We start from the raw sequence: 12,254 nt of genomic DNA, 5'->3' as shown, positions 1-12,254 counted from the left end.
TTTCACGCCCCCTCGCTCACTCGACGGGAACGGCGCGAAGGGTATATGCCCCATGACGGGGTATACCTCCCCTGGAAAACGAGAGGGAGGTGACGGCAATGATGATCGAAGGACGGCATGCAAGGCTCCGGCGGATAAACGGGGTCGCGCTCGAAGATCGGGGCCTCGACGAGCGACAGACGATGGCACGGGGGATCGTCATGAGGGTGATTGTCCGGTTCCACCGGGAGTGGGACGAACTCAGAGAGCAGGAGAGCGGCAGCGCCCGGGTTCTCGCCTCGAACGCGATGCTTGAGCGGTGCTCGCACCAGCTCTACAACACCGCGTGCGACATGAGAGCACTCCTCGGCGAAGAACTCGCCGGAGAACTCCGGTGCCTCTCGGCCGACATCATCAAGACGGCCAACATCCTCATCATGCTCGGGTGCGGGGAGGAGTGCCGCGAGGAGAGCGAAACCCTCGCGAAGGAGGCGCTTCTCCGGATCGAGCGGTGCCTGGCACTCGTCCAGAAGGCGAAGAGCTGCCCGGCAACCCGGATCTCCGCCGCTCACCGGGAAGAGTAATCAGGTTCTGGATCTCACCTGTTCTCGATGATTGCTGAGAAAGTTCTCTTCCTGGTACTGGACGGGATCTCCGACCGCCCCTGCGAAGCGCTGGATGGATTGACCCCGCTCGCCGCCGCACGAACCCCGGTTCTCGACCAGATCGCCGCCGAAGGCATATGCGGGATCATGGACTCCGTCGCGCCCGGGATACGGCCCGGGTCCGACACCTCCCACCTCGCCCTGCTCGGCTACCCGCCGCAGGAGTACTACACCGGCCGCGGCCCGCTCGAGGCCGAAGGAACCGGCATCCATATGACCGCCGGGATGATCGGCTTCCGGTGCAACTTCGCCACCGTGGACGCGGACGGCCTCGTCACCGACCGCCGGGCCGGCCGGATCTCCGGGACGGAACCGCTTGCAGAGGCCATCCGGGACGGCGTCGACCTCTCGGCGCTCGGCGTCGAGATCCGGTTCGAGGCGGGCGCCGGTCACCGGGCAGCCCTCGCCCTCGTCGGGGAAGGGCTCGGCGATAAGGTCTCCTCGAACGACCCGAAGAAAGAGGGAGCACGACCGCTCACGATCCGGCCCTGCACCGACGACCCGGCGGATGCAAAGACCGCCCGCGCCTGCAACGAGTTCATCCGCCAGTCCGGCGAGATCCTCTACAACCACCCGGTGAACGTCCGGCGGATGGAGGAAGGACTGCCGCCCGCAAACCTCCTCCTGATCCGGGGCGCCGGAAAGATGGGCGCGTTCCCGCAGTTCTCCGAGCGTTACGGGCTCTCCGGGAGCGTCATCTCGGCGGCCACCCTCATCTCCGGGATCGGAAAGGTCGTGGGGCTCGAGCACATCCCGGTTCCGGGGACGACCGGGTCGGTCGACTCCGATCTCGACGCCAAGGTGCGGGCGGCGATAGAGGAACTCGGCCGGAAAGACTTCGTGCTGATGAACATCAAGGGTGCGGACGAGGCGGGCCACGACGGCAAAGGCATCCAGAAGCGCGACTTCATCGAGGTGATCGATGAGGCGCTCGCGCCGCTGCTCGATCTCAAGGAGACCCTGATCGTCGTCTGCGCCGACCACAGCACGCCCTGCTCGGTCAAAGACCACAGCGCCGACCCGGTTCCGGTCGTCATCAGGGGGCCCGGCGTCCGGGTCGACCGGACGAACCAGTTCGACGAGGTTTCGTGCGCGGAGGGCGGGCTTCACCGGATCCGCGGCCGCGATCTCATGCCGATCACCCTGGATCTAATTAATAAGAGTCATAAGTATGGCGCATGAAGATTATACCAGGTAAATGGAACCGACAGGAGACCACGACTGGATCAAGGGCTGCACCCTCCCGGACCATACCGAGCTCCAGGAGAGGACGCTCAAGACCGATCAGGACATCGTCATCGGCGAGCGGTGCCGGATTGATTACGGCCTCCTCGGTAACGACGTCGTGGTCTGTGAATTCAGCAAGATCAACGGCAACATCGTTGCGAGCGGCGACGCCAGGATAGACAACTGGTGCGAGATCAACGGGGACGTCGTCGTCGAGGAGGACGCCTACCTCGGCGAAGGGGTGAAGATCCAGGGCAAGCTGGTCGTCAGGGGCGACCTCGATATCGGGGACAACGTCCAGATCGAGCGCGGGTTTGAGGCGAAAGGCTGGATCTCCATCCGAAACCCTATGCCGGTCATCATCTACATCGTGATGTACCTGGTGGCCGTTCTCGGGATCGAGAAAGAGGAAGAACTGAGTTCCGTCCTCGAAAAACTCTTCGGCGACGACGAGACCGCCCCCACCGCCACGCCACTGATGATCCCGGGCGGCGCCGTCCTCAACATGCAGACGTTCTCCGTCCCGGAGAAGATGGCCGTCGGGTCAGGGTGCCGGCTGCACGGGAACATCCGTGCCGGCTCGATCGCCGTCCGGGAGGAGACGACGATCTTCGGGAGCCTTCATGCGCGCGAAGGTGCGAGTGTCGCCAGAGGAACAACCGTTCACGGCGACGTCCAGAGCGAGGGCGACGTGACGATCGAGCAGGAAGCCCATATTCTCGGGAACGTCTCCTGCAAGCGTCTCACCCTGCACGAGGACGCACGCGTGGACGGGGTCATCCGGGCGCCGGGCGGCATGAAGATCGAGAGGCGGACGGCATGAAGGTTGCAGAGATCCTCGAGGTCGAGAGGTGCCGGCTGGTCGAACCGTCGTTTTCGGAACTGGCGGTGGATGCATGCACGCTCCTGCTGCTCCAGATTGCGCCTGACGAGGCACGTCTCCTGGTCGACGAGAAGGAGGAGCCGATCGCGCTTGCCCTCCACGACGGCGAGGAGTGGCACGCCGCCTCGTTCCTCTTCCGGGAGCCGACGCTCGCCGCCATCGAGTGCTTCGAGGCGGTCGGCGGCGACATCTACCAGGAGAGCCGGGAGGCATGGCTCTCGGCGGTCCGCGAGTATTATAGTGCGGAACTCTCGAAGACCACCATCCCCTCCCTCGAAGACCTGCGCCCCGACCGGGAGGGAAAGATCCGCGACCTCCTCGACGAGGTCTGGGGCGACCGTACGGGGACCCCCTGCCTCGACTGCTGCTGCGGGTCGGGGGTCGGCACCGCGGCTCTCCGGGCGGGAGGGGTGCGGGCGCTCGCCTACGACAACGACCCAGGCCTTCTCGCACTCGGCCTCTCGAAAGGGCGTCTCGTGCCCTCCGACACCATGTGCATCGACGCGCGGAAGGCGTCCCACTATATCGACCCGGTGCCCCTCGGCGCGGCCTTCATGGTCGGGGAGATCTACTCCTACAATACGGCCCTCTGGAGATCGATCATCGCGAACCTCCTCGCCCTCACCGATGAGACGCTGATCACCGTCGGGACAGAGAAGGAGGCGGCAAGGGTGGAGGAGTGGTGCACGCGGGAGGGGAGAACGACCGAGGTCTTCGAAAACCGGCGCGATCCGCTCTACGATCGGTGGTGCTGCGTCGCGCAACGGACGTGATTGCGGCCTGCCACCCAATATATAGTGCGCAGTACCACCAACTCTTTTCCCCGCAACAGGAGAATAACCCACCACGGACCTGATTCGCGGACCGGACCTTCATTCGAGTGTAATCGGCATGAATACCGCTAAACGAATCTATAACGTCTTATTCATATCCGTCTTCGCCACCATGCTCGGGCTCGGCATCGTCAGCCCGCTGCTGCCCATCTACGCGGAGAACCTGGGCGCGACCGGCATCTGGCTCGGCATCATCTTCTCAGCCTTCGCGCTCTCCCGGTCGGTCTTCATGCCCATCATCGGCAGGATATCGGATCGCCGGGGGAGGAAATGGATCATCCTCATCGGCATGCTCGCGTACGCGGTTCTGTCGCTTGCGTATATCATCGCCGACAGCGTTTACTCGCTCACGGCAGTCCGCTTCGCCCACGGCCTCGCATCGGCCATGGTCGTCCCGATAGCCATGGCCTACGTCGCCGACCTCTCGGAGAAGGGGAGAGAGGGGAGCCATATGGGGAACTTCTCCATCTCGATGTTCCTCGGCATGGGGGTGGGGCCGCTGCTCGGCGGGTTCCTGAACGATGCGTTCGGGATGGAATCGGTCTTCTACGTCATGGCCGCCCTCTCGGCGTTCGCCACGCTCCTCGTCGGCATCTCCCTCCCGGAAGCGAAACGCAGCACGTTCACGGCTCCGGAAGGGGACGCTATCCCGCTCCGGGAGAGCTTCAGGCTCCCGGTCATGCGGGGGGTCATGGTCTTCTCCTTCATCAGCGCCCTCGGGCGGGGAGGCATGATGGTCTTCATCCCGATCTTCGGTCCGCTGATCGCGATCACCCCCTTCGAGGTGGGCATCGTCCTCTCCGCGAACACCTTCCTGATGGCGCTCCTCCAGGTGCCGGTGGGGAGAGTCACCGATACCGGGAACAAGGTCGTCCTGATCGTCGTCGGTTCGGCAATAACAGCGCTGGCGATCGCTGCGATTCCTATATCGGGGTCGTTTTGGCCCCTGCTCGCGATCACCTCCTTCGTCGGTATCGGGGGGGCCATCCAGCAGCCGGCCATCATGGCCCTGACGGTCGATGCTGGCCGGACTATCGGGATGGGAACCTCGATGGGCGCCTACAACACGGTCTTTGGGATCGGCATGATCATCGCGCCGCTGATGGGGGGCGTCTTCATGGACTACATCGGCATCGACGCCGTCTTCTACGTAGGCGGTGCGATAAGCCTCCTCGGAACCGTGATATTCGCGGTGATGATGCAGAGGAGCGCCCGAGCAGCCGATACGAACGATATTCCCGGGTCCGGGTAGACCTCCTCCGGTCCCCGGTTCCGTCAGCCAAAAGACCGACATAATTCTCCTGGTGCCCCGTAACACCCCTCAGACGGGATAAAAAGTAGAATTTACGCTGTAAACTTCTCCCCCGCATGGGAAATATTTATATACTAAATTCGCCATCATGGGATACGAAGGCGCGCGGACGAAAACGCGCCTGAACCGCCACGGTAACTACCTGCAGGGCGACCGGACGACCGCCCCACGGCTCCGCCCCGCAGGCCCCGGGCAGGAATCTCCCCGCCATATGCGACTTGGTATAACGGTATGATCTCCCGCAACGATCAACCTCTGTTCCCGGCGTTTCCTCCTCCAGCCCACCGCATGCCCCGACCCTGCCATCAGGCACTCCTCGCGCTCATTCTTCCGTTCGAGTTCTCCGGGGAGGTCCTGACCTCTCCCGGTGTCCTGCTCATCGAACTCCTCGTCATCTGCATCGCCTTCGGGCTGATCGGCGTCTGGTTCAAGGAGCGGGAGGTGGCTACCCGCATCGCCGGCATGGATGCAAGCATCGAGGGCATCAGGTCAACGAACAGTGTCCCGCCCCGCCTCCCTTCAGTCAGGGGCGACCCGGTCTCGCGGTTTGTCGAGGAGGTCAACCTGGTGCTCGGGGAACTGGAGCGCTCCCGGCGGGATCTCCAGGAGAGCCGGGACCGATACCGTCTCCTCTTTGAGAGCGGGAACGACTTTCTGCTGGTCTGCGCCGTCGGGAGGGAAGGGACGCCCTACCGGATACTGGATGCGAACGCGCTCGCCTGCCGGTGTCTCGGGTATACCCGGGACGAGCTCTTCGCCCTCACTCCCGGATCGGTCATCCTCATCCGGAGCGACTTCAAGAAGGGCGACCAACGCCTGCACTCCGCCGACCTGATCCCCCGGGAGGGCAACCGGATCCCCGTCGAGGCGAGCATCCACCGCATCACCCTCGGGGGCACCCCGGCCATCCTGATCATCGCCCGGGACGTGACGGAGAGGCGACGGACCGAGAAGGAGCTGATGGACTACCGCTACCGCCTTGAGGAACTGGTGACGCAGCGGACGGATGAGCTCCGGGCGGCGAACGAGAGCCTCAGGCGCGAGATGGGAGAGCGGGAGAGGATCGAGCGGGAGAGAATGGAGGCATACCGACAGATCGAGAGAAACATCGAGCAGTTCGCGGTCCTGACCGACCACATCAGAAACCCCCTCCAGGTCGTCCAGGGGATGGCCGACCTCATCGACGATCCGCGGGCGGAGAAGATCCGCGAGCAGGTCAGGCAGATCAAGGCAATCCTCAAGCAGCTCGACGAAGGCTGGGTGGAGTCGGAGAAGGTGCGGGAGTATCTGGAGCGGTATCGGTAGGGAGAGGGGTTTTGGGTTGCACCAGGCCGGGATGTGAGGAGCCAGTGAACCTGCAGTGATGGTTGAGAATACTGCAGTGCTGTTGATCGCCAATAGACCTGTTGAGACAAGAGAGTCCCAATACAGTGGACCGTGGTGGCTATCGCCACGCGGGGGTGGGGCTGACGGGGAGGGGGGAGCATCCCCCCCCTGTCTCCACGTCGGAATGAATGCCTGTAACCCCCACCCCGCCCGGCCTCCGGCCTCCTCCCCCGCCCCGAGGGGCGGGGACAGTGCGTGGCGATATCCGGTGGAAATCCGTACATGGGCTTTGCGATGTCACGAAACGCGAAACCAGGGGACAAGGAATCTTGAAGAACACAAATAAATGTGGTTTTTTGGAGGGGAGTTTCCAGGCGAGTTCCCCGAAAATCCTGAGAAAAAACCCTACGGCGTCGTCTCCTCGGCGCACTCGAGTTCCGCGACGATCTCGGCGGCATCGTCCATGCGCCGGACGAGATCCTTGATCTCCATCAACCGCTCGGCGCCGATGAAGTGCTCGGCCATCACCCGGGCCATATCGGCGAGTTCGATACGCCCGCCCCGCCGCCGGACCAGCCCGTAGTCGAGGAGCGTGGGGAGGGCGGGCTCCAGCGTCCCGACCATCGCCCGGTTCATCTTGATGATCTGCTGCTCGTCGCCGTTCGAGACCACGGCGTTCGCCACGAACTCCTCCGTGCTCTGCTCCATGTCGTACTCGGGCGCGACCTCCTCCATCTCGCCCCGCAGGAGGCCGACGGCGACCTCCTCCTCGGTCTTCCCGGACGTCCGGGAGTACGACCCCCCGGGCTCCGCCAGGATGACCACCCGGCCGAGGTCGTGGAAGTCCGGCCGGCCCGCCCTGCCCATCATCTGGTGGAACTCCTGGACGGTGAGCCACTGGATGCCCATCGCAAGCGCGTCGAAGATCACCTGGGATGCCGGGAAATCGACGCCAGCAGCAAGAGCCGCCGTGGTCACGACAGTAGAGATCTCCCCGTTCGCAAACCACCGCTCGACGTCCCGGCGTTCCTGCGCGGACAGTCCCGCGTGGTAGGGAGCGGCCTTCCTGCCGAGGGCGTCGGCGATGACGTGGCAGCGGGCGCGGGAGTTCGTGAAGACGATCGTCTGACCGCGGTAGCCCTTCGACGACCGTATCTTGTACTCCTCGGCGGCCATCTGCTTGATGAAGTTGATCTTCTTCGCCCGCTCGACGAAGATGAGGTGGCGCTCGAGCGGGACCGGCCGGTCCGCGTAGCGGACAAGGTTTGCCCGGAGTTTCTCCGCAAGCAGCCCGGGAGCACCGATCGTGGCCGAGAGGTAGAGGAACTGCGCCTCGGGAGCAATGTGCTTGAGCCGGGCGATCAGCCCGTCGAGACGGTGGCCGCGCTCCGGGTCCTCGAGCATCTGCACCTCGTCGATGACGACGGTTCCGATGTCCTTCAAGGGTCGCCCCGTCCGGAGAGCGTGATCGATCCCCTCGTAGGTTCCGACCACCATAGGGGCGTTGACGTCCCGATCCCCTGCGGGCCGGGTCTCGGGGAGGTTGAGACGGCTCACCCCGGTCTGGAGGGTGACCCGGACGAGGTGGCCGTAGCGGTCGCGGAACCGCTGGTACTTCTGGTTCGCGAGCGCGACCAGCGGAACCAGGAAGAGCATCCTTCCTTTGCCTTCGAGGAAGTTCTTCATCCCGGCCATCTCCCCGATGAAGGTCTTGCCGCTCGCGGTGGCCGAGACGACCAGGAGGTGCTGCCCCTCGAGGAGGCCGTTCTGGACGGCAAGCTGCTGGACGGGCATCAGATACTCGACCCCGGCGGCCTTCGAGAACGCGGGAGGGAGCGGGAGTTCAGTGATATGGGCGGTCTTCTGAACCTCGTGCGCCTCGAGCCGGTCAAAGAGCGTCCGCTTCCGGTCGGGGCGCTCGGGCCCCACCGACGCCAGCACCCGGTCGAGGTCGCGGACCTGGGCAAGGAGTTTCTCCAGGTGGACGAGCACCGAGCCGCCGAACTTCCCCAGGTAACCGAGCTCCCGGCGCATCTCGCGTTTTGCACACTCCATGCAGATCCACTCGCCGCCGTACCGGACGCCGGTAGCCCTGTCGACCGGCACGAACCGGTCCTCGAGCTGACAGAATCGGCAGATGTTGATCCGTGACGCCGGAATCTGGAGATCGGCAAGGAACGACTCGAACTCAGGGCTCTTCGCCGCAAGGAGCACCGAAGAACGGCGCAGCAGGGCGATGAGGTCCCGGGTCGGGGTTGGCTTGAGCTGTTTGCCGCGCCGGCGCATCTTGAAGTTCTTGGGGCGTTGACCCTTCGGCGTCGCGGTCAGATCGACGAACCCGGAACCCTCAACGCGGCCGCCTTCGACGAACAACAGTTTATACGTGCCTTTCTGAGGCTGGACAATGACGTTCATGACGGGATCAGGTCGTGGATCGTGTAGGCGAGCCCCACCGTCTCCAGACGTTTGAGGAAATCAGTAAACTCCTCATCGACGATAAAAATTGCGCACTCTCGACCGTGAAACGCCGCTTCGACGACACCTTCCCGCGAACCAAAGAACATATCCGGCTCGATGTCCGCCTTCCTGAGGGCCACGTAGGATTCGAGGCCGACGGCGCCCACCATCTCCACACCCCGAACGACCTCCCGGAGAAGATCCGTGCTGACCTGCCGGGACCCGCCCCGCTCCACCCGCGGCACCTTGCAGACGTGAATGAGCCCCTCCTCGTGCTGGATGATACCGTTCAACCGGGCGACGCCGAGATCTTCTCCCGGTGCCGCGTCCATGGTCGCAAGGCCGGTGGCGCTCTGCTCTTCTTTCGTCGCATAGAGCCACCCGTCCTGCATCAAGACACCGACCGTATCCCCCTTCCGGATATCGTCCCGGGCGATAGCCGTCCAGACCGCCACCTGCTGGATGATGTCCCGGTTGATGTGGCGGGCATAAGCCTCGAGGGCCTCGGCGTGACGCAGAACCCATTCGATCCCGCTCTTCGTCACCTCGTAGCGACCCCGGCCGTGAGCGGTGACCAGTCCTTCGTCCACCAGCTCCCGGATGTACTCGGAGACGGCCTGAGGCGTCACGCCGAGTTTCGCGGCGATCTCCTGCTGGCGGACGGCCGGCTGGTGTTCGGCGATCTCGACGAGGATCTGGAACCGGGTGGCCTCCCGTTTGCTGCGCAGGATGACGTAAAGAGGGTCGTCACTGAAGTCGGTCAAGCAGCACCATTCCCTGCCCTTTCACGTCGAGGCCGGGGATCCTCTTCGCCAGGCCCTTGATGAAGATAGGGCTGACCCCGTATTTTCGGGAGATGTCTCCGATGGAGGTGGTCCCGGCCACGATCTCCTGCTCGACCGAGTCCACGATCGTGCGGAGACCCTCGTCGTTCGAGACGGCGATGTGCAGCAGGTCTCCGATATCGCCCATGGAACACTGGAAACTGGCCCGGAACTTGCTGTATGTCGCCCGGTACTCCTTCGTCGGCTTTTCTCCGGGCTTCGGCATCCGCCACTGCTCTTCGATCAGGTTTCCCTTCTTGAGGATAGAGAGGCACTCGGTCACGGTCGAGGGGGCGGCATACGCCACAAGGTCTTCTTCGGTCAGCCAGGCCTTGTTTAAGAATTCGTAGATCTTTTTATAGTCGGCATTATTGAACGTTATGAGAAGAGGAACCAGCTCTACTGGATCGTTAAGAATTTTAATATGTCCCGTCACTGCGATACCCTATTATTATATGGTGGTATAACTCCATAAATTTTTGCTGAAATCTCAATGCGTACCAGTGGCACAATCATCATCCGGGGCATCGTCCAGGGAGTCGGGTTTCGTCCCTTCGTCTATGCAAAAGCGCAGGAATTCGGGATCACTGGGACGGTCAAAAACCTCGGGAGCGAGGTCGAGATTCACGCGTCCGGCGAGCGCTTCGAGGAATTCCTGGACGCCGTTTCCAGAGGAACGCCACTATCTCAAATAGATTCCGTAGATGTCCAGAATCTGCGCGGCAGGCAGACCGGAGAGTTTACCATCCTCGAGAGCAATTCCGGGAGCCTCTCGGGGTTCATCCCGACCGACGTCGCCATCTGCGACGACTGCATCGCCGATATTTTCGAACAGGGCGGCCGATATGAAGGTTATTGGGCAACGTCCTGCGTCAACTGCGGGCCCCGGTACAGCATCATCAATACCATCCCCTACGACCGGGAGCGGACGTCGATGGCGGAGTTCCCGGTCTGCCCCGCCTGCAAGAGCGAGTACACCGACCCGTCGTGCCGCCGCCACCACGCCCAGACGATCGCCTGCACGGCCTGCGGGCCGGGTCTCGCCCTCCTCCGGGCCGACGGAACGCCGGTGGCGGGGGACCCCGTCCGGGAGGCGGCGGCCCTCCTCGACGCAGGCTCGATCGTCGCCATCCGCGGGATCGGGGGATTTCATATCGCCTGCACCGAAGAGGCGGCGGGGGTTCTGAAACGCCGCCTCGGCCGGACGGAGCAGCCGCTCGCGGTGATGGCGACCCCGGAGGAGGTGGAACGGATCGCGCTCGTCCCGGACGAAGAGCGGCGGATCCTCCACTCCCGGGCACGCCCGATCGTGGTGCTCGAAAAGCGCGATCCCGCGTCCCACCCGGCGATATCGGACCTCCACACCATCGGGTGCATGCTCCCCTACACCGGGCTGCACCACCTCCTCTTCGCGAACCTCGCCCACCCGCTCCTCGTCATGACGAGCGCGAACCTGCCGGGCTACCCGATGATCACCGATCTCGGAATCGCTCTCGAGCGGCTTCCGGGGCAGGTGGACTACATCCTCACCCACGATCGCCGGATCGTCAACCGGTGCGACGACTCCGTCGTCCGGGACGGTTACATCATCCGGCTCTCCCGCGGCCTCGCCCCGAAGCGGGAGGCGATCGACCTCGGCAAGGGATGCATCCTCGGCGTCGGCCCGGAACTGAACGCAAACATCTCCATCTATAAAGGCGGCTTCTGCATCACCTCCCCCCATGTCGGAAACGTCAGGAACCCCCAGACCCTTGCCTACCTGCAGGAGACGGCAGAACGGCTCGGCGGCCTCACCGGCGCACGATACGACCGGATCGTCCACGACCTCCACCCGCAGTTCCTCTCGACCCGCTACGCGAGGGAGGTTGCCGAAGCGACAGGGGCTGAGCTCCTCGCCGTCCAGCACCACCGGGCGCACATCGCCGCCGCAACCCGGGAGGAGTGCGTCGGGATCGCGATCGACGGGGTGGGCTACGGCGACGACGCCACGATCTGGGGCGGCGAGGTATTCGCCGGACAGGTCCCCTACCTCGATCGGGTCGCCCACCTTGAGGTCGTCCCGATGCCGGGCGGCGACCTCGCCACCCGGTTCCCGGAGCGGATGCTCTACGGCATCCTCCCCACCCCCGAAGTCCGGGACCTGCTCGCATCGCGGGGCTGGAGCGATATCGAGCTCGCCGTCCTCGTCAGGCAGGTGGAGCGGGGCCTGAACGTCGCCGCGACATCGAGCACCGGCCGGGTGCTGGACGCCGCCGCAGCCCTCCTCGGGATCTGCCGGGAACGGACCTACGACGGGGAGCCGGCGATGAAACTCGAGACGGCGGCGCACGCCGGGAAGCCCTCGGCCTGGGAGATCGAATACCAGCTGGACAGCGGCTGCGAGGTCCTCTCGACCAGGTCGCTCCTCGCAGAGGCCTACCGGCGGTCCGCCGCCGGGGAGCGTGCCGAAGATCTCGCCGCATCGATCCAGTACAACCTCGCCCGGGGCGTCGCCGCGATGGCCGTCCGGGCGGCAGAAGAGCGGGGGATCCCCCGGGTGGCGCTCTCGGGCGGCGTGGCCTACAACCGGGCGATCCGGGAGACGATCAGAACCGAGATCCGCACCGCCGGGCTCGAGTTCATCATGAATAAGGGCTACCCGCTCGGCGACGGCTGCATCAGCTTCGGGCAGGTGGTCTACGGGGGGAGCGTGGAGGAGTGAGAGCCCCCGTATTCACCGGGCCGTAGCCGGACAGGCATCCCTTTTCT

General features: G+C 64.2%; 10 protein-coding genes. 7 read left to right on the top strand and 3 right to left on the bottom strand.

Features of this window, described 5'->3' with window-relative positions; genetic code table 11:
* Window positions 1-98 precede the first annotated feature (98 nt).
* From MchiMG62_RS02800 to MchiMG62_RS02775, 6 genes are all read left to right on the top strand, one after another.
* Complete coding sequence (locus MchiMG62_RS02800) at window positions 99-563, top strand: hypothetical protein (RefSeq protein WP_221057790.1); 465 nt, start codon at window positions 99-101, stop codon at window positions 561-563.
* 27 nt (window positions 564-590) lie between these two features.
* Window positions 591-1,826, top strand: a complete 1,236-nt coding sequence (locus MchiMG62_RS02795) for a 2,3-bisphosphoglycerate-independent phosphoglycerate mutase (RefSeq protein ID WP_221057789.1) — start codon at window positions 591-593, stop codon at window positions 1,824-1,826.
* A gap of 16 nt (window positions 1,827-1,842) precedes the next feature.
* Window positions 1,843-2,694: a polymer-forming cytoskeletal protein gene (locus MchiMG62_RS02790; protein WP_221057788.1), complete on the top strand. Its 852-nt coding sequence runs from the start codon at window positions 1,843-1,845 to the stop codon at window positions 2,692-2,694.
* Entirely contained in the window at window positions 2,691-3,527 is an 837-nt protein-coding gene (locus tag MchiMG62_RS02785) for a class I SAM-dependent methyltransferase (RefSeq protein WP_221057787.1), read from the top strand. Before MchiMG62_RS02790 ends, MchiMG62_RS02785 begins: the two co-directional genes overlap by 4 nt.
* A gap of 172 nt (window positions 3,528-3,699) precedes the next feature.
* Complete coding sequence (locus MchiMG62_RS02780; RefSeq protein WP_244987778.1) at window positions 3,700-4,839, top strand: MFS transporter; 1,140 nt, start codon at window positions 3,700-3,702, stop codon at window positions 4,837-4,839.
* Between the two features lie 348 nt (window positions 4,840-5,187).
* On the top strand, window positions 5,188-6,204 hold the full coding sequence (locus MchiMG62_RS02775; protein WP_244987777.1) for a PAS domain S-box protein: 1,017 nt from the start codon (window positions 5,188-5,190) through the stop codon (window positions 6,202-6,204).
* A 426-nt stretch (window positions 6,205-6,630) separates the two neighbouring features.
* Here the strand turns inward: MchiMG62_RS02775 and MchiMG62_RS02770 are convergent, their stop codons facing one another.
* Genes MchiMG62_RS02770 through MchiMG62_RS02760 form a run of 3 tightly spaced genes read right to left on the bottom strand, consistent with a single transcriptional unit; the run spans window position 6,631 to window position 9,942 of the window.
* The gene (locus MchiMG62_RS02770) at window positions 6,631-8,640 is read right to left on the bottom strand and encodes a DEAD/DEAH box helicase (protein WP_221057784.1); all 2,010 of its coding nucleotides are present in this window, start codon (window positions 8,638-8,640) and stop codon (window positions 6,631-6,633) included.
* Complete coding sequence (locus MchiMG62_RS02765) at window positions 8,637-9,446, bottom strand: DUF7839 domain-containing protein (protein WP_221057783.1); 810 nt, start codon at window positions 9,444-9,446, stop codon at window positions 8,637-8,639. Before MchiMG62_RS02765 ends, MchiMG62_RS02770 begins: the two co-directional genes overlap by 4 nt.
* Window positions 9,430-9,942: an ArsR family transcriptional regulator gene (locus MchiMG62_RS02760; RefSeq protein ID WP_221057782.1), complete on the bottom strand. Its 513-nt coding sequence runs from the start codon at window positions 9,940-9,942 to the stop codon at window positions 9,430-9,432. The genes MchiMG62_RS02765 and MchiMG62_RS02760 overlap by 17 nt, the downstream gene beginning before the upstream one ends.
* A 57-nt stretch (window positions 9,943-9,999) precedes the next feature.
* Between MchiMG62_RS02760 and hypF the strand changes: the two genes are divergently transcribed.
* Entirely contained in the window at window positions 10,000-12,207 is a 2,208-nt protein-coding gene (hypF, locus tag MchiMG62_RS02755; RefSeq protein ID WP_221057781.1) for a carbamoyltransferase HypF, read from the top strand.
* Window positions 12,208-12,254 lie beyond the last annotated feature (47 nt).

The organism is Methanoculleus chikugoensis, assembly GCF_019669965.1.
GTDB lineage: Archaea > Halobacteriota > Methanomicrobia > Methanomicrobiales > Methanoculleaceae > Methanoculleus > Methanoculleus chikugoensis.
This window is presented reverse-complemented; position numbering and strand designations above follow the sequence as displayed.

Excerpts from the sequence above, each read along its gene's own strand:
- MchiMG62_RS02800 (WP_221057790.1), top strand. The coding sequence starts at position 99 with ATGATGATCGAAGGACGGCATGCAAGGCTCCGGCGGATAAACGGGGTC.
- MchiMG62_RS02795 (WP_221057789.1), top strand. The coding sequence starts at position 591 with ATGATTGCTGAGAAAGTTCTCTTCCTGGTACTGGACGGGATCTCCGAC.
- MchiMG62_RS02790 (WP_221057788.1), top strand. The coding sequence starts at position 1,843 with ATGGAACCGACAGGAGACCACGACTGGATCAAGGGCTGCACCCTCCCG.
- MchiMG62_RS02785 (WP_221057787.1), top strand. The coding sequence starts at position 2,691 with ATGAAGGTTGCAGAGATCCTCGAGGTCGAGAGGTGCCGGCTGGTCGAA.
- MchiMG62_RS02780 (WP_244987778.1), top strand. The coding sequence starts at position 3,700 with ATGCTCGGGCTCGGCATCGTCAGCCCGCTGCTGCCCATCTACGCGGAG.
- MchiMG62_RS02775 (WP_244987777.1), top strand. The coding sequence starts at position 5,188 with ATGCCCCGACCCTGCCATCAGGCACTCCTCGCGCTCATTCTTCCGTTC.
- MchiMG62_RS02770 (WP_221057784.1), bottom strand. The coding sequence starts at position 8,640 with ATGAACGTCATTGTCCAGCCTCAGAAAGGCACGTATAAACTGTTGTTC.
- hypF (WP_221057781.1), top strand. The coding sequence starts at position 10,000 with ATGCGTACCAGTGGCACAATCATCATCCGGGGCATCGTCCAGGGAGTC.